20 protein-coding genes are annotated in these 25,346 nt (G+C 64.9%); 10 read left to right on the top strand and 10 right to left on the bottom strand.

Annotation, left to right across the window (positions count from 1 at the left end):
- On the top strand, positions 1 to 1,164 hold a 1,164-nt coding region (locus V3572_RS04455), incomplete at its 5' end, for a B12-binding domain-containing radical SAM protein (protein WP_332109778.1).
- Positions 1,165 to 1,356: 192 nt separating this feature from the next.
- On the opposite strand, the gene V3572_RS04450 is transcribed toward V3572_RS04455, so the two are convergent.
- Positions 1,357 to 2,118: a TIGR00266 family protein gene (locus V3572_RS04450; protein ID WP_332109777.1), complete on the bottom strand. Its 762-nt coding sequence runs from the start codon at positions 2,116 to 2,118 to the stop codon at positions 1,357 to 1,359.
- 147 nt (positions 2,119 to 2,265) lie between these two features.
- On the opposite strand from V3572_RS04450, the gene V3572_RS04445 reads away from it, so the two are divergent.
- Complete coding sequence (locus tag V3572_RS04445) at positions 2,266 to 3,507, top strand: glycosyltransferase family 2 protein (RefSeq protein WP_332109776.1); 1,242 nt, start codon at positions 2,266 to 2,268, stop codon at positions 3,505 to 3,507.
- 35 nt (positions 3,508 to 3,542) lie between these two features.
- Here V3572_RS04445 and V3572_RS04440 read toward each other — a convergent pair whose 3' ends face one another.
- Positions 3,543 to 4,052: a 4Fe-4S dicluster domain-containing protein gene (locus V3572_RS04440; protein ID WP_332109775.1), complete on the bottom strand. Its 510-nt coding sequence runs from the start codon at positions 4,050 to 4,052 to the stop codon at positions 3,543 to 3,545.
- Between the two features lie 6 nt (positions 4,053 to 4,058).
- A complete protein-coding gene (locus V3572_RS04435; protein WP_332109774.1) occupies positions 4,059 to 5,192 on the bottom strand; it encodes an FAD-dependent oxidoreductase in 1,134 nt (377 codons plus the stop codon).
- Positions 5,193 to 5,574: 382 nt separating this feature from the next.
- Between V3572_RS04435 and V3572_RS04430 the strand changes: the two genes are divergently transcribed.
- From V3572_RS04430 to V3572_RS04415, 4 genes are all read left to right on the top strand, one after another.
- Positions 5,575 to 6,051, top strand: a complete 477-nt coding sequence (locus tag V3572_RS04430) for an RrF2 family transcriptional regulator (protein ID WP_332109773.1) — start codon at positions 5,575 to 5,577, stop codon at positions 6,049 to 6,051.
- 1 nt (position 6,052) lies between these two features.
- Entirely contained in the window at positions 6,053 to 7,351 is a 1,299-nt protein-coding gene (locus tag V3572_RS04425; protein WP_332109772.1) for a cytochrome ubiquinol oxidase subunit I, read from the top strand.
- A gap of 86 nt (positions 7,352 to 7,437) precedes the next feature.
- Complete coding sequence (cydB, locus tag V3572_RS04420) at positions 7,438 to 8,466, top strand: cytochrome d ubiquinol oxidase subunit II (protein WP_332109771.1); 1,029 nt, start codon at positions 7,438 to 7,440, stop codon at positions 8,464 to 8,466.
- A 340-nt stretch (positions 8,467 to 8,806) separates the two neighbouring features.
- Entirely contained in the window at positions 8,807 to 9,478 is a 672-nt protein-coding gene (locus tag V3572_RS04415; protein ID WP_332109770.1) for a DUF47 domain-containing protein, read from the top strand.
- Positions 9,479 to 9,602: 124 nt separating this feature from the next.
- Here the strand turns inward: V3572_RS04415 and V3572_RS04410 are convergent, their stop codons facing one another.
- The 5 genes from V3572_RS04410 to V3572_RS04390 all read right to left on the bottom strand — a co-directional run bounded on the left by V3572_RS04410 (position 9,603) and on the right by V3572_RS04390 (position 16,916).
- On the bottom strand, positions 9,603 to 10,121 hold the full coding sequence (locus V3572_RS04410; protein WP_332109769.1) for a DUF2867 domain-containing protein: 519 nt from the start codon (positions 10,119 to 10,121) through the stop codon (positions 9,603 to 9,605).
- Between the two features lie 28 nt (positions 10,122 to 10,149).
- Positions 10,150 to 11,157 carry an inorganic phosphate transporter gene (locus V3572_RS04405; RefSeq protein WP_332109768.1) on the bottom strand — a complete coding sequence of 336 codons (1,008 nt, stop codon included), beginning with the start codon at positions 11,155 to 11,157 and terminating at the stop codon, positions 10,150 to 10,152.
- A complete protein-coding gene (locus V3572_RS04400) occupies positions 11,150 to 11,779 on the bottom strand; it encodes a DUF47 domain-containing protein (RefSeq protein ID WP_332109767.1) in 630 nt (209 codons plus the stop codon). Before V3572_RS04400 ends, V3572_RS04405 begins: the two co-directional genes overlap by 8 nt.
- A gap of 41 nt (positions 11,780 to 11,820) precedes the next feature.
- The gene (locus V3572_RS04395; RefSeq protein WP_332109766.1) at positions 11,821 to 13,590 is read right to left on the bottom strand and encodes a histidine kinase dimerization/phospho-acceptor domain-containing protein; all 1,770 of its coding nucleotides are present in this window, start codon (positions 13,588 to 13,590) and stop codon (positions 11,821 to 11,823) included.
- Between the two features lie 182 nt (positions 13,591 to 13,772).
- Positions 13,773 to 16,916 (bottom strand): hypothetical protein, encoded by a 3,144-nt coding sequence (locus V3572_RS04390; RefSeq protein ID WP_332109765.1) that lies wholly within the window; start codon positions 16,914 to 16,916, stop codon positions 13,773 to 13,775.
- A gap of 309 nt (positions 16,917 to 17,225) precedes the next feature.
- Here V3572_RS04390 and V3572_RS04385 point away from each other — a divergent pair, with 309 nt between their 5' ends.
- A complete protein-coding gene (locus V3572_RS04385) occupies positions 17,226 to 20,657 on the top strand; it encodes an ATP-binding protein (RefSeq protein WP_332109764.1) in 3,432 nt (1,143 codons plus the stop codon).
- 131 nt (positions 20,658 to 20,788) lie between these two features.
- On the opposite strand, the gene V3572_RS04380 is transcribed toward V3572_RS04385, so the two are convergent.
- Entirely contained in the window at positions 20,789 to 21,085 is a 297-nt protein-coding gene (locus V3572_RS04380) for a hypothetical protein (protein ID WP_332109763.1), read from the bottom strand.
- Positions 21,086 to 21,632: 547 nt separating this feature from the next.
- Positions 21,633 to 22,142: a hypothetical protein gene (locus V3572_RS04375; protein WP_332109762.1), complete on the bottom strand. Its 510-nt coding sequence runs from the start codon at positions 22,140 to 22,142 to the stop codon at positions 21,633 to 21,635.
- A 335-nt stretch (positions 22,143 to 22,477) separates the two neighbouring features.
- Here V3572_RS04375 and V3572_RS04370 point away from each other — a divergent pair, with 335 nt between their 5' ends.
- The 3 genes from V3572_RS04370 to V3572_RS04360 all read left to right on the top strand — a co-directional run.
- Complete coding sequence (locus tag V3572_RS04370; RefSeq protein WP_332109761.1) at positions 22,478 to 23,539, top strand: extracellular solute-binding protein; 1,062 nt, start codon at positions 22,478 to 22,480, stop codon at positions 23,537 to 23,539.
- 112 nt (positions 23,540 to 23,651) lie between these two features.
- Entirely contained in the window at positions 23,652 to 24,764 is a 1,113-nt protein-coding gene (locus V3572_RS04365; protein ID WP_332109760.1) for an ABC transporter ATP-binding protein, read from the top strand.
- 3 nt (positions 24,765 to 24,767) lie between these two features.
- Positions 24,768 to 25,346, top strand: a 579-nt coding sequence (locus V3572_RS04360) for an ABC transporter permease (RefSeq protein ID WP_332109759.1), incomplete at its 3' end; no start/stop codon positions are given.

Here is a 25,346-nt window from a genome sequence, read left to right as displayed (position 1 = left end):
ATTGAAGAAGGCCGTCCAGGGGGGGCCATCGCCGTGGAGGAAAAAACCGACATGGAGCAAGTGCCCCTGCCCCGGTACGATCTGGTCGATCCCCGGGACTACGACGCCATGCCCGTGCAGACCTCCCGGGGGTGCCCGTTCGCCTGCGAATTTTGCGACGTCATCAACCTGTTCGGCCGCACCCCCCGCTACAAATCCTCCCGCCAGGTGGTGGCCGAACTGGCGGCCATCCTGGAGACGGGGCACCGGGGCTCGGTCTTTTTCACCGACGACAATTTCATCGGCAACCCCAAACGGGCCAAGGAGCTTTTGCAGTCCATCGCCGAATGGAACCGGGGGCACGGGGAACCGTTTTGGTTCATCACCCAGGCCTCGGTGAACCTGGGCGGCAGCCCCGAGCTCATCGACCTCATGACGGCGGCCAATTTCGGCTACGTGTTCGTGGGCATCGAGTCCCCGGATACGGAGATTCTGGCCGCCACCCACAAATACCAGAACATCCGCCATCCGCTGCTGGAATCCATCCGGGCCATCGGGGCCGGAGGGCTGACGGTGGTGGGCAGCTTCATCCTGGGGTTCGACAACGAGGCCGCCGGGGCGGGAAGGCGGGTCACGGCCTTTGCCGAGGCGGCGCACATCCCCCTGGTGATGGTCAACACCCTTCAGGCCGTGCCCCAGACCGAACTGTGGCGGCGGCTTCGCGACGAGGGGCGGCTGGTGGACGGCGACGTGGGGGACTTGGCCACGGGGCCGATGAACTTTACGCCCACCCGGCCCATGCGCGACATCCTGACGGAGCAGATCGCGGCCTGGGACCGTCTGTACGACGTGTCCCACCACATGGAACGGGTGCTGGGCAACATTTTGGCCATGCGCCCTGTCAGGACCGAGCCGAACACGGGAAAAAAGCCCCCTTCGCGGGAAAAAAGGCCCCGGGCCACGGCCCTGGCCGATACGTGCAGCGAACTGCGGCTTTTGGCGCGGCTGGTGTGGCGGTTCGGGATCGTCTCGCGGCACCGGGGGCAGTTCTGGCGGCAGATGTATACCGTGGCCCGGAAAAATCCCTCGCGCTGGCGCCGGTACCTGACCCTTTTGGTCATGGGCGACGACATCCTGTCGTTTACGGCGGTCATCCGCGAGCGGGCCGCGCCGTCTTTGCGATAGCGCCGCGTCCCCGGACTCCGGATAGTCGGATTTCGTGCTGGGTTCTGAGGCCATAGCCCGTTTCTTCTGGAAACGGCCTCTTTTTTCCACGGGAGGCGCCTCACGTCCCGGGCGCGGCACATCCCATCCCCGGGGTGCGCCGCAGCCGTGTGGTCCGTTCCGACGGCGTGTCGCCCTGACGTCCGCCCCAGGCTATTTGTCGCCGCCGAGAATGCCCCCCAAAAGCGACCCGCCCACTCCGGCGACGCCTTTTTTCTCTTCGCGGCCCGCATAATTGGCCGAATGGATGCGGTCGGCCAGCCGGGAAAACGGCAGGCTTTGCAGATAGATCCGGCCGGGACCGGTCATGGAGGCCAAAAACATGCCCTCGCCCCCGAAAAGCGCGTTGGTGAAGCCGCCCACGAACCCGATGTCGTAGTCCACACTCTCCTCGAATCCGGCCAGACAGCCCGTGTCCACCCGCAGAACCTCCCCGGCGGCCAGCACCTTTTCGATGACCGTGCCCCCGGCGTGGATAAACGCCAGACCGTCGCCGGTGAGCTTTTGCAGGATAAATCCCTCGCCGCCGAACAGCCCCGCACCCAGGCGCTTGGTGAAGGCCACGGTGATGTCCACGCCCACGGCCGAGCACAGGTAGGCGTCTTTTTGGCACAGGAAGGCGCCGCCGTGGTCGGCCAGTTCGATGGGCACGATCTTGCCCGGATAGGGCGCCCCGAAGGCGGCCATGGCCGTGCCGGACCCGGCGTTTTCAAAGGTGGTGATGAAGAAGTTTTCCCCTGATACCATGCGTTTGAGGCCGCTCATGAGGCCCCCGGCGCCGGTGGCCATCTCGATGCCGCCTTCGAGGTAGAGCATGGCCCCGGTTTCGGCCCGAACGCCTTCGCCCGGATCCAGAATGATCTCCACAATCTGCATGTCGTCGCCCAAAATGCGATAGTCGATGTCGTCGGCCATGGGGCCTCCCGTGTGTCGTTGATTTTTTGGCGGGTCCGGCTAGTGTGCCGGAAAGCGTCCCCAGTGGAGAACCGCAATGCGCCGCAGACGCCGCGGGCGGCGTCCTTTTCCCGTCGCGGGCGGCGCGGGCGGCAAACGGAGTCACGAATGTCAGGCAGGAATTATCTGGGGCTGTGCGCCATCGTCAAGGACGAGCACCTCTTTTTGGAGGAGTTCGTGGCCTACCACCAGGCCATCGGTTTCGAGACGTTTATCATTTACGACAACGAAAGCGCCATCCCCGTGGCGCACACCCTGCGCGCCCAGGTGGAGCGGGGGCTGGTGAGGGTCGTTCCGGTTCGGGGCAAAAACATGCAGATGCCGTGCTATACCCACTGCCTGGAAACCTTCCGGAACAAGGCGGAGTTTCTGGCCTTCCTGGATGCGGACGAATTCGTGGTTCTTAAAAAACACGCCGACGCGCGGCTATGCGTCTTCGACTACGAGAAGCATCCCGGGCTGGCCATGCACTGGGTGACCTACGGCTCCTCGGGACGTCTGGGACGGCCGGGCGGCCTGGTCCTAGACACTTATACGCAGGCCCTGGCCGGGAACGTCCAAAACAACCAGCACGTCAAAAGCATCGTGAAAACGGCCTTGGCCGTGGCCGCCCGCGATCCGCACCAGTTCGTGTTCCGCGAGCCCGGCATGTGCTGTGTGGACGAGCGGGGCATGCCCGTGACCAGCGCCCTGTCGCCGTTTTGCGCCGACGTGGTCCAGGTGAACCACTACAGCTTCAAGTCGCAGGAGGATTACGAGGCCAAGATGAACAGGGGACGGGCCGACGTCGCGGCCCTGTGCGGCACGCGCACCCTGGGCCAGTTTTATGCCCAGGCCGCCGCGCCGGTCGTTTCGGCCCCGGTTCTGTCGCGACGCATGGCCGCCCGGATCAAGCGGGCCGTGGATACGGAGGCGCCTTCTCGCGAGATCGAGACGGATGCGGCCTGCCTTGCAGCGGCTGACGAGGCGGCCCTGGCCTGTGCCGTGGGACGGCTTATGGCCGAAAACAAGGCCGCCGTCGCGGCGGTGTCGCTTTTGTCCAGACGGTGCGCCGGGGACGGCGCATGGACGACGGCGGGACTTCTGGCCCTGGCCTGCGCCAGGCTCGGGATGCGCGAACGGGCCGTGGACCTGTGCCGGGAGCTGCTGGTGGCCGAACCCTCGGTGCGCTCCCATTTCCTTCATTTCCGGGTGCTTTTGGAGCTTGGGGAGAGGGCGGCGGCGGCGTCCGTGGGGCGGTACGTCAAATACGCCTGTGAACTGTTCGGCACGGCCGCTGCGCCCCAGTATGCGAAGCTTCGGGAGATCGACGCCCGGGAGGGGCTTGGGGTGTGGCCCCGGGAGCCATAAGGCCTGGGGCCTCTCCCCGGCCGAACCATCGCCCGCTATTCCTCTTTGCCCTTGCCCGGGCGCAGGTGCCCCATGACCCGCTCGAAGGCCTCCCGGGACTTGTCGGTCTCGATTTTGGCGATGTCCTCCCGGGGGATGAAATGGATGGCCCCGCAGGGACACATCTCCGCACAGGCCGGGGACAGCCCGATCTGCCGCCGTCCGGCGCACAGGTCGCACTTGGAGAGCATGACCCCGGTGTCGGTCTCGAACATGGCCGCATAGGGGCAGGCCAGAAGACACTGCCTGGTCTCGCAGCCCCGGCAGAGTTGCGGTTGCAGGATCATGGCCCCATCCTTGTCGCGCACGATGGCCCCGCGCTTGCAGACCTTGGCGCAGTTTGGGCTCTCGCAGTGGCGGCAGTACAGGGGGGCCATGACCCCCGAGGCCGTGCGCATCATGTGGATGCGCGGGGTGTCGTGGACGAACCGGCACACGTATTCGCAGGTCTCGCACCCGATGCAGGTGGAATAGTCGATGTACAGGACTTTTTGCTTGTGCGGCATGGGGCGTTACCTGTGCAGGCGGCCACCGGGGAAGCGGTCGGCCTCCCGGGCCACGAGGTCGTCGTAGGGGTAGTCGGCCAGGCGGTCCTGGTCTTTCAAATCCAGCCAGTTGGCCAGGGATCGGGCCGCGCGCAGGCCGCTGTAGACGGCCTTGCCGATCTTTGAGGGGCCGGTTAAGGCGTCGCCGGCCACGAACACGTTTTCGATGTCGGTCATGTGCAGCCAGCGCACCTCGCCCTTGCGCACGTTTTCCAGTCCCAGCTCCTTGGCGAACGGCGGGGTGGCCGTCTCGCCGATGGCCGTGACCACCAGATCGGCGTCGATGACCGTCACATGTTCACTGTCCGGCAGGGCGCAGCGTTTGCCGTCTGGCCCGGGCTGGCCCAGGGCCTTTTCCCGTATCTCCACGCCCGTGACCCGGTCCTGGCCGGTAAAGCGCAGGGGCGCGACCGACTCGTGCCACAGGGCCCCGGCCGCCTCCAGGCGGTCGATCTCGTACGAGCCGCACGGGGCCTCGTTTTTGGTGCGCCGGTAGAGCAGATGCACCTTGGCCGCGCCCAGAAAGATCGCGCTGTGCACCACGTCCACGGCGGAATGGCCTGCGCCGATGACCGCCACGGTCTTCCCGGCCACGTCCGGGGCCTTGATGCCCGGCCCGGCATATCCGGCGGCCCGGATGGGGAAAAGGAATTCAAGGCCCGCCATGACCCCGGGCAGACTCTCCCCCGGGATGCCCAGCCGCCGCGAGCGCCAGGAGCCGGTGCAGATGATGATGGCGTCGTGCTTTTTGACCAGGTCGCCCAGGCCGCGAACATCCGAGCAGAAATGGTCCCCTTCCTCGTCGTGCAGGGGGGCGCTGCAGCAGATCTTGGTGCGCGGGTGGAAGACCACGCCGTATTTCTTGGCCATGCGCCGCACCCCGGTCTCCACCCGTTCCTTGGGGATGCGGTGCCCGGGGATGCCGAAAAGCATCAGCCCGCCGGCCTTGGGCAGCTTGTCGTAGACCTCCACCTGATAGCCCAGGCAGGACAGGTATCCGGCGGCGGCCAGGCCCGAGGGCCCGGCCCCGATGATGCCCACGTTGCGCTCGGAGGCCGGGGGCGGGTCGCCGCAGAGGAAATTGAAGTTCATGGCGTTCATGGGCGTCCTTATGCGAACGAGGCGGCGTGGTCGCCGCGTCTGATTGTGGCGGGAATCCGCCGTCGTCCGGTCACCCGGGAAAACGGGCCGGGCACGATCCATGGTTGCCTTACCCAAAGGCGGCCCGGCACGCAATGGGCAAAACCTCGATATATTTTTCACGAAAGCCGTTGACACGGCTGGCTCGGGTCGATATAGGACAAATCGTGTCCGATATGTCTTTTTTCTTGCGGTGCGGACCGGAAAGGCGTTACATATCCGTGACCCGGACGGCCGTCCGGCGACGGATTTCGGGAAACCAGCCGCACGGGGAATGGAGAACGGGAAAACGCGGAAAGAAAAGGCGTGAACTCCTCTCCAAAACCGGTACAAGGAAAGAGACATGCGCCTGACAAGGTCCGGAGACTATGGAGTCCGATGTTTACTCTATTTGGCCCTGCATGCAGGGCGCGGCGTTGTGGGACGCAAGGAGATAGCGGAAGTCATGAACATCCCTGCCCAATACCTGGGAAAGGTGGCCCAGACCCTGGCCCGGGCCGGGCTCATCGCCATCCGCCAAGGGGCCAAGGGCGGCTACGAACTGGCCAGAGCCCCTCGAGAGATATCGCTTTTACAGGTGGTTGAGGCCGTGGATGGGGAAATCTATTTAAACGACTGTCTGCACCAGCTCGACATCTGCGAACGTCGGCCGGTGTGCGCGGTGCACCGGGTATGGGGCCGGGCCCGCAAGCAGTTGCGGGACATGCTTGGCGGAATCAGTCTTGCCGCACTGGTGGAAGAGGAATCGCGCACAGCCGGGAAGTCGTGCGGCGAATGCCCGGCCACACGCGGCCAAACCCTGGAGGGGAAAGGAGAGTAAGATGGACACGCTCATGCTTTCACGATTGCAGTTCGCCTTTGCCACGTTCATCCATTTCATCTTTGTGCCGCTCACCCTTGGGCTTTCCATCCTGGTGGCCTACATGGAAACCAAGTATGTGCGCACGGGCGACGAAACGTACAAAAAGATGGCCAAGTTCTGGGGAAAATTGTTTCTGATCAACTTCGCCCTGGGAGTGGTTACGGGCATCACCCTGGAATTCCAGTTCGGCACCAACTGGTCGCGCTATTCGACGTATGTTGGTGACATTTTCGGGTCGCTTCTGGCCATCGAGGCCACGGCGGCCTTTTTTCTGGAATCCACGTTCGTGGCCGTGTGGGTGTTTGGCTGGAAAAAGCTCTCCAAGACGTTTCATGCGGTCTGTATCTGGATCGTCGCCTTCGCCGCCAACCTCTCGGCCCTGTGGATCATCCTGGCCAACGGTTTCATGCAGAACCCCATGGGCTACGTGATCCGTAACGGCCGGGCCGAACTCGACAGCTTCTACGCGGTCATCACCAACGGATTCGCCTGGAGCCAGTACATCCACACGGTCGTGGGCTCCTATGTCCTGGCCGGATTCTTCGTCATGGGCGTATCGGCCTGGCATCTTTTGCGCAAGCAGAACATCGACTTTTTCGGCAAGTCATTCCGCATCGGCCTGGGTTTCGCCCTGGTCGCCTCGCTGGTCGTGGCCATCCAGGGCCATACCCACGGCAACGAAGTGGCCCGGGTCCAGCCGGCCAAGCTGGCGGCCATGGAATCCCACTGGGAGACCGGCACGCACGTGCCCATGTATCTGTTTTCCATCCCTGACGAGAAAAACGAGAGAAACAGCGTGGAGGCCTTCGGCATCCCCAGCATGCTGAGCATCCTGGCCTTCAACGACCCGGCCGCCGAGGTCAAGGGCTTAAAGGCCTTCGCCCCCGAGGACCGGCCGCCCGTGACCCTGACCTTTGTGTCCTTCAGGCTCATGGTGGGGTTTGGCACGCTCATGATCCTCCTCACCGTCTGGGGCTTTCTCAAGCGCAACAACCTCCTCGACAATCCGCGCTACCTTCAGCTCATGGTCTGGGCCATACCGGTGCCGTACCTGACGCTGCAGGCCGGATGGGCCGTGGCCGAGGTGGGGCGGCAGCCATGGATCGTCTATGGGCTGATGCGCACCAAGGACGCGGTGTCGCCCATCGCCACCTCCCAGGTGGCCGTGAGCCTGGCGGCGTTCGTGGTGGTCTATCTGCTCCTGGCTTCCCTGGACATCTACCTTCTGGCCAAGTACGCCCGCAAAGTCCCGGCGTAGGTTGCCTGTAACGCGTTGACCAATGCCGCACGCGGCCGTTTTGCCCGGGACTGCGGGCAGGATGGCTGAAGCAAAAGGAGAAGGCCATGGATCTCGGTACCATCTGGTTCATCTTGTGGGGTGTTTTGTGGGCCGTGTACTTCATTCTCGACGGCTTCGACCTTGGGCTGGGGACGCTTCTGCCCTTTTTGGCCAAGACTGAGGACGAAAAACGCACCTTCTACAACGCCATGGGGCCGTTTTGGGACGGCAACGAGGTGTGGTTGATCACGGCCGGAGGCGTGACCTTCGCGGCCTTTCCGACGACCTACGCGGTCATGTTCTCGGGCCTGTATTCGGCCCTGATGCTGCTTCTGTTCGCCCTGATCATCCGGGGCGTATGCTTCGAATTCCGCAGCAAGGTGGAGAGCCCGGGCTGGAAGAAGCTGTGGGACGCCTGTCTTTTCATCGGCAGCTTCGCCCCGGCACTGCTTCTTGGGGTGGCCTTCGCCAACATCTTCAAGGGTATCCCCATCGATCAGGACCACATCTTCCAGGGCACGCTTTTCACCCTGCTCAACCCCTACGGCCTGGCCGGGGGCATCCTTTTCGTTCTCATGTTCGCCCACCATGGGGCCCTGTGGCTGGCCATCAAGTCCGAGGGAAGCCTGCGGGAGCGGGCCTTCGCCATGGCCGCCAAGCTGTGGCCGATCATGGCCGGGTGGATCGTGCTCTTTTTGGTCTTCAGCATGTTCGCCACCAACCTGTTCTCCAACTACCTGCGCTGGCCGCTGCTCCTGGCCATCCTGCTCATCCCCGTGGGCGGGCTGGTCCTGACCAAGGTCTACGCCGCCAAGGCCCGGGCCTGGGCGGCCTGGGCCGCGTCGGCGGCGGTGATCGGCGGCACGGCCCTTTTCGGGGTCATGGGCATCTTCCCGGCCCTTCTGCCGTCGAGCATAAACCCCGCCTTCAGCATGACCATCGAGAATTCGTCCTCCTCGCCGCTGACCCTGTCCATCATGCTGGGCGTGGCCTTGGTGTTCGTTCCCGTGGTCATCGCCTACCAGATCTGGAACTTTAGAACCTTCCGCCATCCGGTGACCAAGGACGATCTGGATTACGAAGAGGCGTATTAATCAGGCAACCCGCACCCCTCCTCATATGGCAGGCTGCTCCGGGATGGTCCCGGGGCGGCCTGCCGTTGTTTTGGGGAGATGGTCGGGGCACGCGGGGGCGGTGCGGAGTGGGACGGTCTGGGAGATGAAAGAGGCCGTAACAATCTTGTGAAATCCGTCGCGAAACGGGCGGCCGGGGCATGGCCTTTTGCGGCGAAATGTGCTATCCTTTAAAAAATAATATGTGATTTCAATATGATCCTGGGCGATCGGACATCCCGAGGCACACGCGGGCCCCTGCCGCCATACCGGTGCGCCGCACCGTCCCCGCTCCCGCGCGTAAGCGAAAGGAGATGCCATCATGCTTGCTCTGTTGCGCCGCCTAGCACCCCGCAGGCGCGTCTATATGACCGGCCTTCTGGAACATTACGCCCCCGTGGCCCGGAGTCTGGCCGTGGTGGAGGAGGCGTTTGGCCGTTACGTGCGTAAAAGCGCCGATCGGGGATATCAAATGCTGGCCGGACGCATCGACGCCCTGGAAGGCGAGGCCGACCGCATCGAACGCCGGGTGCGCAACCATCTGCCCCCGGCCGGGCTCATGGTCGTGGATAAGACCCTGTTTTTCACCTACACGCGCCACCAGGACAATATCCTGGACGCCGCCCAGGAGGCCCTGACCTGGCTTGGCCTGGGCGACCCGGACGTGCCGCCGGACGTGCTCGACCTCTTTGGGGAATACCTGACCCGGGTGAAAAAGACCGTGCGCCGCTTGAAACCCGCCCTGGCCGACACCGTCGCCCTCGTTCTGGAGGGAACCCTTGACCGGACGGCGGTCAAACGCCGCCACCACGAGGTGCGTCAGCGCCACCTGAAGGCGCAGCGGGTGCGCCGCGACCTTCTGGCCTCGCTTTTCGCGGCCACGGCCGATTTCCGGGACGTGTACCGCCTGTTGCATGTCCTGGAATGCCTGGAGCACATGAGCCACGAAGCCGAGGCCTGCGCCGACACCCTGCGGGCCATGATCGCCCGGTAGGGCGGCGGGATGGGGGGCCGGGGAGAGGCCTCCGGCGGCCAAAGGGTGCGCGCCCCCTTTGGAATCCCCGAAGAGGGAGCAGGAGTGCCGCCGCGCCGTGCCGCAGGGGCTCCGAATCCGGCCGTCAGCCTTTCGCCGCGTGCCGGGCCATGGCCGCCACGATCAGATGGTGAAAAGGCAGGATGATCTTGAAATAGACCGGGCCGATCCAGTGCCGGTAGCGCACGATGGTCGCCACATGGCGCAGACTCTCCCCGGCCTCGCCGGTCCCGGCGAAAATCGCCAGATGGGCGGTCAGGTGCCTGTCCGAGGCCGCGGCGATCCAGTACCGTCCCTTCTCGGCCGCCGTGACCGTGAAAAACGAGGCCTTTGCCCCGGGCAGAAAGGAAACCTCCGAAAGCCGTTCCCCCCTCACGCCCGATTCCTGGCGAAGCCCCAAAAGCCCTGCCAATAGCCCGCGCAGGCGATACAGCACCCGCACCCATCCGGGCCGGTAGGACAGAAGATCCGCCGCGAATCGGCCAAGCTCCTTGCCGCTTTGCACGGTCTTTACGTCCACATGGTCGGCCCCGTCGGCCAGGGCCGCAATCTCCGGCAGGGATGCCGCGCTGCGCAGGTCTGCCCATTTCCTGGCGCCTCCCATGAAAAACACCTCCGTGGAATTTTTAAAATCAGGATATGCCCAGAAGGCGCAGCACCTCGAAGCAGATGGCCCCCATGACCGCCGCCGCCGGAATGGTCAGCACCCAGGCCATGACCAGGTTTCCGGCCACCCCCCAGCGCACGGCGGACAGCCGTTTCGAGGCCCCCACGCCGATGACCGCCGTGGAGATGGTGTGGGTGGTGCTGATGGGCGCGCCGAAGGCCGAGGCCCCGGTGATGACAAGGGCGGCGGCGGTCTCGGCCGCAAAGCCGTGGATGGGTTCGAGCTTGAAGATCTTGTGCCCCATGGTCTTGACGATCTTCCAGCCCCCCGTGGCCGTGCCCAGGCCCATGGCCAGGGCGCAGGACAGCTTGACCCACAGCGGAACGGTCATCTCCGGTATCTGATGGAAGGTGAAAAGGGCCAGGGTGATGATGCCCATGGTCTTTTGGGCGTCATTTAGGCCGTGGCTGGTGGCCATGAACGCCGAGGACACGATCTGCAGTTTCTTGAAGGCGTGGTTGACCTTGGTGGGATGGGCCTTGATCAGCATCCAGGAAAGGGAGACCATGAGCAGGTAGCCGCACAAAAAACCGGCCAGGGGCGAAAAGACCAGGGGCAGAAGGATCTTTTCCGCGATGCTTGGATAGTTGGGGGCGTCAAGGCCGCCGTAGGCGATGGTGGCGCCGATGAGCCCGCCGATGAGCGCGTGGGAGGAGGACGAGGGAAGCCCCAGATACCAGGTCAGCAGGTTCCAGACGATGGCCCCGAACAGGGCCGAGAGCACCAGCCCCTGGCTGCCTGCGACCATTTCGGGGCTGACGATGCCGCTGCCTATGGTGTGGGCCACGGCCGTACCCAGAAACGCCCCCGCCAGATTCAGGGAGGCGGCCATGACCACCGCCACCTGGGGCGAGAGCACCTTGGTGGAGACGATGGTGGCGATGGCGTTGGCGCTGTCGTGAGCCCCGTTGGTGAAATCGAAGACCAGGGCGATGGCCACCACGGCGATGAGCAGGAAAGGGATCTCAAGCATTTTTCAGCATGACTCCTTCCAAAATGTCTCCCAGGGTGTCCACCCGGTCCACGGCGCTTTCGATGCGGTCGTAGATATGGCTCCATTTGACGATTTCCAGGATTGTGCCGTAATCCTTGGCCTCACAGTCGTACATTTCGCCGATGCCCACCAAAAGCAGGGTCTCGCTTTCGTACTTCAGCCAGCGGATGCGCTCCATGCTCGTATCGCCCGTCTTGTTGCAGGCCAGCTTCGCCAGCATTTTGCCCGATTCCTCCACCATGCCCCGGATGTTCTGGGCCAGCTTTTTGGCCGGATAGCGCATGCGCGACGGTTCGTAGACCTCCATGCGGGTGGAGACGGCCTTGATGGCGTTTAAGATGTCTTCCTGGGAGACGTTGATGTCGTGGATGTCCTCCCGGTCGAGGGGGGTGATGAACGTCAGCGACAACTCCCGGGCGATGTTCCGGGAGATGACGTTGCCCTCGGACTCGATGATGTTCACCTGCTTGCACACTTCCTCGGTGTCGGCCCCGTCTTCGAAAAGCGTACAGAGATGTCCGGCGGCACGTTGCAATTTTCGGTTTTGCTCCTCGAAAAGCTTGAAGAATTTCACCGTGCGGGGAAAGAAGCTAAAACCCATGGCCGTCTCCTTGTCTCGGCAATGATGCGCCGGAATCCGGGTTATGCGGGTTCGGAACCGCTCGCGGGGGCCAGTGGCAGGCAGACCAGGAGCGCCCCGTTTTCGCCTGGGGCCAGCCTGCCGCCATAGGCCGACAGAAAATCCGCCGCCAGTCCCGTCCCCTCGCCGCATCCCCGGGCCGCCGCCGGGGACGCCAGATCCGAAGCGCCGGGAAATTCGATGCCGAGGCCCTCGTCCCGGCGCGACAACACCACCGGCCGGTCGTCGCCGGAGGCCGCCGTGCGCTCCAGGCACAGGACGAACACCCGGCCCAGGCCGTTTGGCTCCACCTCGGCCGTGAAATCGCCGTCCCCCTGGACGGTAAGGCGCGGCGGCTCGGCGTCCGGGCGGCGTACCGCGGCCTCGCGCAGGGCGTTTTCCAGGATGCGCCGGACGTCGGTCCGGGGCGGGCGGTCCATGCTGGCGGAGAACCGCGCGGCCGCCATGGCCATGAGGTCGGCCACGGCGTCGTCCATCTCCCGGGAAAACCGCATTGCGGCGTCAATGGCCGTACCGGCCCGGGCCGGATCGCGGGACAGCGTGCCCCGGGCCATGTCCAGGTAGCCCGCGATCTTGGTCAGGGGGGTGCGCAGGCGATGCGAGGCCTCGCGCACGAAGTCGCGGATGTTGGCCTCCATGCGGCTTTGCCCCGTGACGTCGCGTAGCGTCAGGATCAGCCGCCGCCGCCCGTCCTGGTCCGTGAACGGCGCCAGATTCGCCTCCACGTCCCGGTCCCCGGTAATGGTGAAGCGGCGCGTGGCGGTTTTGGCCTGGGGATCGTGCAGCATGGCCGCCACCTCGGCATGCACGGCCGGTCCCAGGGGGGTTTCGATGGGCAGGCGGCCGCAAAGCTCCCCCGGTCCCGCCAGCCGGGCCAGGGGGGCGTTGTGGGAGGCGATGCGTCCATCCGGGCACAGGACCGCCAGCCCTTCGTCCAGGCCGTCCAGCACGGCGGCATGGCGGTTGCGCTGGCCCTCGATGGCGGCCACGTTTTTGCCCACCCGCTCGGCCATGGCGTTATAGGCCTCGGCCAGACCGGAAAATTCCCGATCCGAGAGATACAGGCGGCGCTTGTAGTCGCCGTCGCCCAGGGCCTTTAAGGCCAGGGTCAGTTCCTTGATGGTTCCGGTCAGGCTGCGGGCCGGCAAAAGGGACAAAAAACCCCCGAACAAGAGCACGATGCCCAGCGCCCCCAGGATGACGCCCCGGAAACGGGCCAGATCCCTGGTGACGGCGTGATAGGGCACGGCCACCCGCAAGACCCCGTCGGGCAGGCCCGGGAGGTTGTCGGCGCGCATGGCGGCGTAGACCGTCTGCCTGCCCGTGGTGCGGCTATGGCGCACGTCCGTGCCGAAACCCGAGGCCAGGGCGGCCACCACCTCGGGGCGTCCGGCATGGTCCTCGAGCTCGGCGGTGTCGCGACCGGGCACCTCGGTATCGGCCAGCACCCGGCCGCCCGCGATGTAGGTGATCCGGGCCCCCAGGTGGCGGCCCATGTCGGCGGCCCAGTCCGGCAGGCCCTCCAGGGTGACCCGCTGCGGCGGCTCGGGCTGGGCCGCCGGGGCGGCGCCGTCGGCCAATCCCGGCCGATCCGGGGCCTCGCGCATAAGCCACAGGACCAGTTCCAACGTGCTGGTGGCCTGCCCCTGGGCGTCCTCGACCAAAAGCCCCTCGGTCTGCCGGATGAAAAACCAAAAGACCAGGCATAAAAGGAAGAAAAATGCCGTCAGGCTGAGAAACAGGGTGCGTACATGCAGAGAGGGCCGTTGCATCAAGGGAGTGTCCGGGGGTTGGGGTTCGTTTGCGCCGCAACGTCCATGGGGCGGCGCGCCTGGTGTGGCGTCCCTTGAAAAATACGCCAGTATTTTTTCAAGAAAAAAAGAAGTATTTCAGATTGTTGTTTTTCAAATCCGGCGCCTCGCTTTCGAGGACACGACACCAGCCGGGGCGTCGGTCATGGGGTCCGCTCCGTGGCGTCGTCGACGGGCGGCGGGGCGTCCCACTGCGGCGATTCTGCGGCCGGACATCGCCCGGCCAGCTTTTGCAGCTCGTCCAGGTATTCCTGGTAGTGGCTCAGGTAAAAGGACAGGGCCCGGGCGAAGTTCTTGCCCACCAAGCCGTCCAGGAACAGGCGGCTGATCTCGTGTTCCCGGCGCAGCACATATTGCGAAAGCAGAAAGGCCCGACGTTCGTCCTGGGACATGCCCGGGATGAGCAGGCGCAAAACCGTACGGGCCCGGGGTTGGTACATCCAGAAATAGAGCAGATCAAGGGCGTTGACGTAGAGGATCTTTTCCAGGTCGGACTTGTCCGTGGACAGGGCCTCGGAAAGCTCCTGGGGCGATTCGAGCAGGCTCTCCACGTCCTTTTGGGGAAAGCGCACCTCCAGGGTGGAATAGGTTTCGTAGAGCTTCTTGGACTTGGCCTTGTAGTCGCGAAGCCGCATGGCGATGTACTTGGAGCGGTCGGCCAGGCCTTCGATCACCCCGGCCACCCCGTCCGAGCACAGCTTGGAGATAATCGCCGCCCATTGCTGCATGATGGCCCCGGCGTCGGGCGCCCCGGCCAGGGACAGAAGGCCCGAGATCAGGGCGTTGACGCCGATGGCCAGGGGGATGGACACGGCGCTGCGAAACAGGTTTCCGGTGACGGCCCGGCGCGGCAGGCCCCGGAAGGCGTTGTGGGTGGCGATGTAGACGCCGTTGACTGCGGCCATGACCGTGTACAGGGCCACGGGGTTGCTCTGGGCGGTGATCTGGAAGCCCTGGTCCATCACCAGGGTCTTGACCACATAGTCCAGAAGCGGAACCGAAAAGCCCGTATAGAGCAGGGAATCGGCCAGCCGCGAGAAGCTGACGTATTCGTTCCATTTGAGCACCGGCGACCGGCGAAGCCCCCCCGATCCGAACACCGACTGGATGACGTTGCGCAGCCCGGTGATGCCGAACCAGATAAGGGGGCCGAACCAGCACAGCACCCACCAGTCCTTGGTCAGGCCAAACGACAGGGCGGCCGGGATGAATCCGGCCAGGATCTTGAGGCTGTTTTTGACGGCGCTGTTGGCGTAGCGGAAACAAAATTTCGGGGTGCGCGGCCCGGCCAGGAGTTTGCGTTTGTACACCTCGCCGCTCGGGGGCTGGATGCCGCCCAGGGTGTAGATGTTGGCGGTTTTTTCCGAGGCGTGGAAGTAGCGGGTTCTGGACCACTTGAGGCTGGGCCTCAGCGCCGCGTGCCGGAACACCGGGGAAAAAAGCGCCAGCCGGGCCGCCCGCAGGGACATGGGCGAGGCCCCGGCGGCGGTGTGGTACTGAAGGGAGGGAACCACCTCGACCCCCACCGGCAGGGCCTTGCGCTGGTGGCTGTGTCGGCGTTCCAGGTGGCGTGCGGCCCGGGCGGGCAGGGTGTCCTTGACCACCAGGCCCATGCCGTGGTGGCGGCAGGACTGGCCCGTGGAGTCGGTGCCGATGCAGGCCCGAAGCGGGGTGGACTTGTAGTAGTCCATGAGTCCGGCCATGTTGTCCAGGACGCACGAGAGGCGCTTGCCCTTCTCCTCGCTCCCGGGGCCGTCCCGGTCTTCCAGGCGGCGCATGATGCGGCGCACGAACTTTTTGATCTTAACCGGGTTGCCGGAGTTGACCACGGCGATAAGCTCAATGATCTCGGCGTTGTCCTTGGAGGGATCGACCTCGAAATCGTGAAGGTTGAAGATCTCCACATGGGTCACGGCCCCCCGGCATTCGCTTAAGATCATGAGCACGTCTTCGGGGCCGTGTCCGTCCAGGGTCAGGACGAAACGGTTCAGGGAGTGGAACTCGTGGATGGTCTCGATGAGTTCGCACGGCGTCAGGCGCAGGATGTCCGGGCAGTCGGCGGTATTGCAGGGGATGTCCGGATTTTTCAGCCCGGGATTTTGTTCCGGGGAGAGATGGGCCTCGATGAGGTGTTCGGGGCTGAAGCGGTCCATGTGGGTGAAGACCGCCGAAAGCTCCGGCCCCTGGGGAGCGGCCCCGGCCGCGAGCAGGCCGTCGGCCTTGCGGGTCAGGGCCTCCTGCACGGCGTTTTGGGCGAAGCGTCCCAGGTGCATGAGCGAGGCCTGTCCGGCCCCCACGAAGGCCGTGAAGGCCTCGGGGTCCAGGGCGGGGACGTCCACGCCGCAGATTTCGCCGATGGCCTGGCGGTGCGCGGCGTTGAAGGCCGTAAGCGCCTCCATGACGTAGTGCTTCTGGAACTGGGCGGCCTCGCGCCCCCGGCGCAGAAACGCCCCCACCTCGGGCTTGGTCAAAAACTCCAGGAATTCTTCCAGCTCATGGAATCCCCGGGGAATCCAGATCATCTTCAGATAGCCCCCGGCATGCCGGGTGCGGTATTCCAGGCCGATGCGCACGGCGATGCCCATGATCCGGGCGGCCTGGTACAGTTCCGAGGCCACCTCGGGGCGCACGAAATTGTTGTGGATGACCGTGAGCTTGCGGATGCCCTTGATCCAGGCGTCCATGATCAGGTGGGTGGGAGATTTGCGGCCCTTGGTGTTGGCGTCGTGGACGTGGTCGTCGAAGGCCAGCTGGTTCCACTCCTCGGGCATCTCCAGCAGGTGGTGCTCGGCCAGGCCTCGGCGCACGATGCGCGGCTTGCCCGAGGAGGCCGCCCGGAAATCGTGGGCCAGTTCAAGCTGGCGCAGGGGGTCGTCCTTGGCCCGCACCAATTCCTTTATGATCTGCAATAAAAGCCGGGCCGTGTTTTTTTGCAGGTCGCTTTCGGCCGAAAAAAGCACCTCGTCGCGAAGCGACCGCAGGGCCTTGATGCGGTCTCCGGCCATGCCCGCCTCCAGCGACCCCAGCAGGTGGATGATGGCGTAGGCCATGCGCAACTCGCGCGGCGCGGCCATTTCCTTGATGCCGTGGGGGTGCAGGTAGGGGGTGAGCAGGCGGCGCAGGCCGGGATACTTTTTGCGGCCAAGGACGTCGCCGACGATTTTGAGCAGGGCGTGGTCTTCGCGGTCGAACAAAAGCCGTGAGAGAAGACCACCCTCGGACGGATCGTGGGGCTTCGCCGAGTGCGGCGGCCCGGGGAGGGCGGAGGTGGGTTCGTTTCGCCACATATTCGTAACAACAGCGTCCGATTCTTCACGAGATTATGCCAATGGTTGCCCTTCGGCGTCAAGGAGCGTCCCATGGTCCGCAGACCTCCACAGACCCGCCATGCCCGGCGGGGCGCTTTGGGGACTGTGTCCCCTCGGCCCCTGGGGGCGTCGCCGGGGAACGCGGCGCATCAGGCGCTCTTTTCCCTGCCTGGGGGCTTTGGCGTTGACATCGGGACACCCATGGGCGATTCGTGACCATGGCCCACCCGAGCCAGGGCGTCCGGCGGGCTGGCCGTCCAGGGCGCAGGCATGGGGCCGGACGTATCTATGAATGAAAAGTTGCCGTCACGCAAAGACGAACAGGCCGACGGGCATCCCCTGAGGCTCTTGCTCACGGTCCCGATGGTGCTTTTGACCCTTTTGGCGGCAGGGATCGTAGGCGGCTTCGCCCTGTTCGACAGTAAGATCGCCGTGGGAGAGGTGGCTGCGAAGCTCCGGGCCGAGGTGCTGGCCCGGGTGGACGTGCAACTGCGCGAATATCTGTCCATCCCCCCGGCGGTCAACGCCGCAAACGCCATGGCCCTGTCCCTTGGCCTCCTCGATCCGGACGATCCCGGCAATCGCCAGCGGTATTTCTACGGGGCGGTGGCCTCCAGGCCCTCCATCGCCTACAGCTTCTTCGGCGCCCCTGACGGCTCGTTTTGCGGGGCCAGGCGGCTGACCGAGGGAGAATTGCAGATCGTGCGGGCCGGGCCGGAAACCGGCGGCGACTCCCACAATTTCGCCGTTTCGGTCCCGGGCCAGGCCGGTGAGCTCAAAAACGTCTATCCCGGCTTCGATCCCCGTACCCGGCCCTGGTACAAGGCGGGCGCGTCCGTCGGCGGCCCGGTGTGGACCCCCATTTATCGCCATTTCGCCCTCAAGGACATGGCCCTTACCGCCGCGCTCCCGGCCTACGATGCGGCGGGGCGGCTTCTGGGCGTGTTCGGCGTGGACTACGTGCTGGGGCAGATACACGATTTTTTGCGTACCATCCGGGTAGGCGAGCATGGCGGGGTGTTTCTCCTGGAGCGGTCGGGCGATCTGGTGGCGGCATCGGCCATGCCGCCTGCGGCCGGGCTTTTTACGCGCCAGGGCGATGCCTACGTCCGCATCCAGGCGGCGGCCTGCGGCCTGCCCATGGTGGAGGCCGCCGCCGGGGCCATGGCTGGTCACGGAGGCGGGTTGGCCGGGATCGACCGGGAAATTCTTCTGGAGTTTTCCCTTGAAGGGGAACGGTATTTCCTCCAGGCCTCACCGTTTCGCGACGGCATGGGGCTGGACTGGATCATGGCCGCCGTGGCCCCCGAGTCGGATTTCATGGCCAGGGTGGGCAGCCAGGCGGCGCGCACCGTGGGCATGCTGCTTTTGGTCGTGGGGTTGGCGACCGGGGCGGGACTTTTTATCGCCGGCCGCCTGTCGGCCCCGGTGGAGAACCTCAGCCGGGCCGCAGCGGCCCTGGCCTCCGGACAGTGGGATCACCCCGTCGACAGCGAGGGCCATGCCCGGGAACTGCGGCAACTGGCCCTGTCTTTTTCCGGGATGCGGGGACAGCTTCGGGAGTCGTTCGCCGAACTTGAGGCCCGAAGCGCCACCATCGCCGAGCAGAATCGCACCCTGGAGGACCGGGTGGCCCGGCGCACCCAGGAACTGGGCCGCTTAAACAACCGCCTGCGGGCCATCTTCGACGCCATCCCCGGGCACATCCACGTCATCGGCCGGGACTACCGGGTGGTGGACGTGGGGGACAAGCTGCTGCGGGCCATGGGCAAAACGCGCCAGGAGGTGGTGGGGCGGCTGTGTCACGAGGTCTTCCGGGATCTTCCGGCCGTGTGCGACGCGTGTCCCGTGGTCGGCCCCGACGCGGCGGCGCGCATTCATACCCGGCCCTCCACCCCCGAGGAGGAAGCCCGCCTGGGCATGGCGTTCATGGTCTATTCCGCGCCGGTTCTCGACGAAAACGGAGCGGTGTGGGGTTTTATCGAATGCCTCATGGACATCACCCAGCTTCGGGTCGTGGAACGGGAGCTGGTGCGGGCCAAGGAGCTGGCCGAGGAGGCGGCCCGGGTCAAGGGCGCGTTTTTGGCGGGCATGAGCCACGAGATCCGCACCCCTCTCAACTCCATCATCGGCCTAACCGAGATCACCCTGCAGACCGGGCTCGATCCGGAGCAGCGCGACCACTTACAGACCGTGCGCGAGGCAGGCGCGGCCCTTCTGGCCCTGGTCAACGACATCCTGGATTTTTCCCGCCTGGACAGCCAGGGACTTGAACTGCGCGATGAGCATTTCTCCCTGCCCCGGGTCATTTCCTCCGTGTCCCGCACGCTTCGGGTCCAGGCCCGCAAAAAGGGCGTGGGGCTGCGGGCGCGCATGAAAAAGGGCTGTCCCATGGCCAGCCGGGGCGACCCGGATCGGCTGCGCCAGGTTCTGGTCAATCTGGTGGGCAACGCGGTCAAGTTCACGGGGCAGGGCGAGGTTGTGTTTTGGGCCGAGCCGTGGTCCGGGGACGGCGTTTCGTCCAGGGACGCGGACAGGGGCGATGCGCCCGGGTGGGTGAAATTTTTCGTGCGCGACACCGGCATCGGCATCCCGCCGGAGAAGATCGACGTGATTTTTGATCCCTTCCGGCAGGCCGATGGCTCCATCACCCGTAAATACGGCGGCACGGGTCTGGGTCTGGCCATCTGCAAGCAGCTCGTGGAACGCATGGGCGGAGAGATCGGGGTGGAAAGCACGCCGGGGAAGGGCAGCACGTTTTTTTTCACCCTGCCCCTTTGGCCGGGTGATCCGGCCAGGGTGCGCAAGAAACGGGTCGCCCTGGTGTCCATGGAGGCCCTGCGCGCCGCATCGCGCCCCCTGCGCGTGCTCCTGGCCGAAGACAACGTGATGAACATCAAACTGGCCAAGGCCCTGCTCGGCCGGTTGGGGCATGCCACGTACACGGCCAAAAATGGCATGGAGGCCCTGGACCTGCTCTCCCGGGAGTCCTTTGACGTGGTGCTCATGGACCTGGAGATGCCCGGAATGGATGGGCTGACCGCTGCCCGGGCCATCCGGCAGGGGCAGGCCGGACGGGCCGCCATGACCATCCCGGTGGTGGCCATGACCGCCCATGCCGTGGACGGCATGGAGGGCCAGTGCCGTGCGGCGGGCATGAACGGGTTTGTGCCCAAGCCCGTCGATTTCGAGAAATTGGCCCGGGTCCTCGGCGAGGTGGTTCCCCCTGGGGCGGGTGTGCGCGACCTGCCGATCCCCTCCGGCCTCCCGGCGCCCACGGTCTCGCCTGCGCAACCATCCCCGGTGCAGGGGCCGCCTGCGGCCGAGGCGGTCAACGTGGCCGAGGCCCTGGAAAAGCTCGGCGGCGACGTGGAGCTGTATCTGGAGTTGTGTCGGCTCTACCTCGACGAGCTTGCCCCGCGTCGCGACCAGTTGGCCCGGTTGCGCACGGAGGGGACGGCCGACGAAGTGTTCCGGATGGCCCATTCCTGCAAAAACTCCTGCGGGGCCATCGGGGCGGGGGGGGGGCTGGAACTGTCCTCGCACACGGAAAAAGCGGCCCGAAGCGGCGACCTGGAGCAGGCCCGGGCGGCCCTGGCCGAGCTTGACGCGGAAATGCTCCGGGTGGAGGCGACGGTACGCCGGATCGTGGACGATCCCGGGGCCTTCGGGCTGGATGGGCCGCCCGGCGAGTCCATGGGGGGCGGCGGCGCCTTGTGACGGGTTACGAAAAATACGCCAGTGTTTTGTGGTAAAAAAGTTGGTATTTCAAAATGTTGTCTTGGACTTCAGGTATGCCGGTTTCGGGGACGCGACCTGGGCTCGGCGGCTCGGAGGGGCTTTCGCCGGAGTCATCCCCGGTATTTCACATCCTCGCGCCAGGCATTGAACCGGGCGCAGCAGCCCTCGCCCACGCCCAGCAGAAACCGGTAGCGTTCTCCCTGTTCGGGATCTTCCGCCAGACGGCATTTGTAGCGCGCCTCGGCCTCGCCCCAGTACAATTCCGGACAACGCTTCTGGTAGCCGTGCAGGATGTGCGATTCCCGGCACTGGTCGGTTAAGCAGCACCAGCCGCAGCCCACGCAGGGCACGGCGCTCAAGCCGAAAGCAGACGCGCTGCATGGTCGGCTGATTTTTCGGCCGACCATGCGGGGGCGCCCCGGCGCAATCGGTCGGAGGCCTCTGGGCCGGAAGGGGTGCGGTGAAACATGGACGCAGGCATGGCGAATCCTCTGGCCGGGGCGTCTGGCCGCGGTCGTTCGCCGGGAGGGCGACGACGCAGAGGCGCAGATCTGCCCGATGGGCCAAAGAACCAGCCTATCGGATAAGTGGCGCCCGGAACAGCCCCGGGGCCGCGAGTCTTTTTTCACAATTCCCGGTTCGAAAGCGGCGGGAATTGCCGAAGCGGCGTCTCAGGACAGAATCGCCAATTCTTCCGGATGGTTTTCAGGGCATGAGGTGTTGAACACCCAGTTTCCCGAACATGTAGGCATGACGGGGCGTTCCCTGGACAGGCCAGCCCGCAGGGCGGCCGTGGCCTGCCCTGGGTCATGAATGCGGCGGCGTGACGAACGGGCTGTTTTGCGCGCCTGCCGATGTCGAAGGGCGCCTGGGCGGAAAAAGGGCAGATGGCGGAGGGAGTGTTCGGATTGAGGGCACGGTGGCGCACGGCCGGGCCGGGCCCGCGCCCAGGGCTCACTGGCGCGGCGTTTTCCCGGCGGCGTAGCGTGCGGCCTTGTCCTTGCGCGCGGCGTTTCGCCGGGCCAGCACCTCGTCCGTCAGTTCGCGCCCTTTCTCGGTCAGTTCGGGATGCTCCCGGCGGTAGGCCTCCAGATCCTCGGCGGTCTGCCTTTCCATGCGCTCGGACTCCAGGAACATGAGGTAGGCCAGGGTCAGGGCCGCGCCGTTTTCAGGGGCGCCGTCGCACAAAAGGGCCACCTGGTTGCCGGGAACGGTCTCCACCAGGCGCGCGGCGAACATGGCCGCCCATTTTTCGTGCAATTCCGGAACAAGCGGGGGAATGTTCTCGGCCAGGGTCATGGCCGCGTCGTCGCCAAGGTCCGGCCGGGTGACCCGGAAAAGCTCCCGCAGGGCCTCGTGGCGGCGCTGCGGGGTGGTGGAGATGCGGGCCAGGACGGCAGCCGTGATGTGTTCGCGCCAAGCGTCCGGATTCGCCGGGCAGGGCGTTGAGGCGTGTTCGGACATGGTTGGGGCTCCTGTGCGGGGGAGAGGGTCGAGGGGCGTTACCATGATGGGGCGGTGCAGGCAAATGGCCCGTCCCCCGGAGTCGCCCGGGATGAAATTTTTCGCAATCGAAAATTTGTAACATTCGCGGGAAGCGGAATCGGCACGGGATAAGCTGTAACATAAGGGGGTTGCCGCCTCTAAAGCGAGTCCTTGCGGCGGTTTCTTCAGGCATTCGTCACCCTTCCGTCATGGTTTCCCGGTTGCCTAAATCCCAACACCCGGCTATTTTTTGAAAGATTTTGAAAACACGTCCGCACGGACAGAAAAACACACGGGAAACAAGGGGGTTTGGCATGAAACGGATCGTGGCGCTTGTGGCGATTTGTCTGTTCGCCCTGGTTGGGACGGCCCAGGCCGCAGGAACGTTCAAACTGCTCACCTGGAAGGGCTATGCCCCAAAAGAGCTGGTGGACAAGTTCGAGAAGGAGACCGGCATCAAGGTCGAGGTCACCTATTCCAACAACGAGGAAATGGTCGCCAAGTTGCGGGCCACGCGCGGCGCCGGTTTTGATCTGGCCCAGCCCAGCCAGGACCGCATCTCCGCCGTGCAGGAGGAGTTCAAGATTTATCAGCCCATGGACTACTCCAAGATCGAGGCGGCGCTTTTCATCCCGTCCCTGCTTGACGCGGTCAAGAAAAACACCCTGGTGGGCGGCAAGTCCCACGCCGTGCCTTTCTGCTGGGGCACCTCGGGCCTGGTGGTGAACACGGAAAAGGCCCCGGACGCCAAAAGCTGGAAGGCGCTGATCGACCCGGCCTACAAGGGCCGCATCAGCTACCGCTTAAAGCGCGTGGCGCTTATCGGCCTGGGCTTCGCCCTGGGCTACAAGCCCTTCGATCTTTACGGCGATCCCAAGGCCTACAAGGAAATGCTGGACAAGGTGGCCGAGGCCATGATCGCGGGCAAGCCCCTGGTCCAGAACTACTGGTCCAACGGCGACGCCCTGCTTGAATCCGTGCGCTCGGGCGAGGTCACCGTGGCCGAGGCCTGGGACAACGGCGCCTGGAAGCTGCATGCCGAGAATCCCAAGATCGACTTCGTGGCCCCGGTGGAGGGCTGCCTGGGCTGGATCGACACCTTCGCCATCCCGGCCAAGGCCGAAAACGTGGACGCCGCCTACAAGTGGATCAATTTCATGCTCAAGCCTGAAAACGCGGCCCTTTTCACCAACCAGGAAAAGACCCCCACGGCCTCCAAGGGTGCGGGCCAGTTCGTGGACAAGGCCGTGCAGGCCGACTTCGACCGTTCCTTCCCCACCGCGACCATCGACAACATCAAGTGGTATCCGCCGGTTCCGGCCGCGCTGGAGGAGATGGAAGGCAAGATCCTGGATAAGATCAAGGCCGCCAACTAGGCACGCCGACACGGCGGCCGCAGCATGCTGCGGCCGTCGTGCGCGTCGGGGCAGCCGGAAAAAGGCCGCCCCGACGCCTTTCCCTCCCCTTTTTCGCCGGTGATGTGAGCCCATGGAAATCGATCTCAGCGTCAAAAATTGCGTCAAGTCCTTCGGCTCCTTCCTGGCCGTGGACAAGGTCACCTTCGACGTCCCGCAAGGGTCGTTTTTTTCCATCCTCGGCCCCTCGGGCTGCGGCAAAACCACGCTTTTGCGCATGGTGGCCGGGTTCGAGGAACCCACCGCAGGCGTCATCATGATCCGGGGCAAGGACATGCGCGGGGTGTTGCCCAACCGCCGCCCGGCCAATCTGGTGTTCCAGCACCTGGCCCTTTTTCCCATGATGACCGTGGCCGAAAACATCGCCTTCGGACTTCGGCGCCGCAAGGTGGCGGCCCCGGAGATCGCCCGGCGCACCGAGGACATCCTGGAGCGCGTGGGCCTGCCCGGCTACGGCGTCAAACGCGTGGACCAACTCTCCGGCGGCCAGAAGCAGCGGGTGGCCATCGCCCGGTGTCTGGTCTTGGAGCCCCTGGTGCTGCTTTTGGACGAGCCTCTGGGGGCGCTCGACCTGAAGCTGCGCGAGCAGATGAAAGTCGAGCTGAAAAAGCTCCAGGCCAAGGTGGGCACCACCTTCGTCTACATCACCCACGACCAGTCCGAGGCCCTGGTCATGTCCGACGTGGTGGCGGTCATGAACAAGGGCCGCTTCGAGCAGATGGGGAGTCCCCAGGAGCTGTATCGCGCCCCGCAGTCGCCCTTTGTGGCCCGGTTCGTGGGCGAAAACAACATCTGGGCCGGCCGGGTGGAAAAAAGCCGCGGCGATGAGGTCGCCATCAAAACCGACGAGGGCTTCGTTTTTTCGGCCAGAAGCCAGTGCCCGCTCACCGTGGGCGACCGGGCCGACCTGTTCCTGCGGCCCGAGGCCATGCGCATCGAACCCCGGGAATCCGCCGGGCTGAACACCTTCACCGTCGCCGTGCGGGCCATCCTCTTCGACGGGGCCGCCAGCCGACTGCTCACGGCCACGGACAGCGGCCACGAACTCATGGTGGCCCTGCCCCAAAACCGCCGCTTCGACCACATCGTCCCCGGGCAGACCATCGCCGTGGGCTGGCATCCCGAATCCGGCGTCTGCTTCCCGGCCACGACTCCCGCCGCCGTGGCGGCCACGGGGGAGGCCTAGGTCGTGAAAACCTCCCGGCTTTCCTTGTGGATATTCTTAAGCCCCGTGCTCATGTGGCTTTTTTTGTTGATCGTCCTGCCGCATCTCGATTTGTTCATCATGAGCTTTCGGGCCAAGGATGAATACGGCCAGATGGGATTTTCCCTGCAAAACTACGCCAACTTCTTCACCGAGCCCATCTATTGGCTGACATTTGTGCGCACTGCGCTCTATTCCGTGATCACCACCGTCTTCACCTTCCTTTTGGCCATGCCCGTGGCCTTTTACATCGTCAAGGTGGTGCGCCCGAAATACAAGGGCTTTCTCATGGTGCTTCTGCTTTTGCCCTTTTGGGTCAGCGAACTGGTGCGGGTCTACGGCTGGATGATCCTTCTACGCGAATCCGGGGTCGTCAATTTCTTCCTCCTGAGGCTCGGCATCGTGGATGCGCCGCTGCACATGCTCTACACCGACGCCACCATGATCATGGGACTGGTCTACACTTCCATGCTTTTCATGGTCGTGCCCGTCATCTCGGTCCTGGAAAGCCTCGACGACAGCCTGATCGAGGCCGCAAGCGACCTGGGCGGCTCCAAAATCAGC

The sequence above is a fragment of the Desulfolutivibrio sp. genome (genome assembly GCF_036584575.1).
Lineage (GTDB): Bacteria > Desulfobacterota > Desulfovibrionia > Desulfovibrionales > Desulfovibrionaceae > Desulfolutivibrio.
The sequence above is the reverse complement of the archived record's forward strand: the minus strand, read 5'-3'. Positions and strand labels throughout refer to the sequence as shown.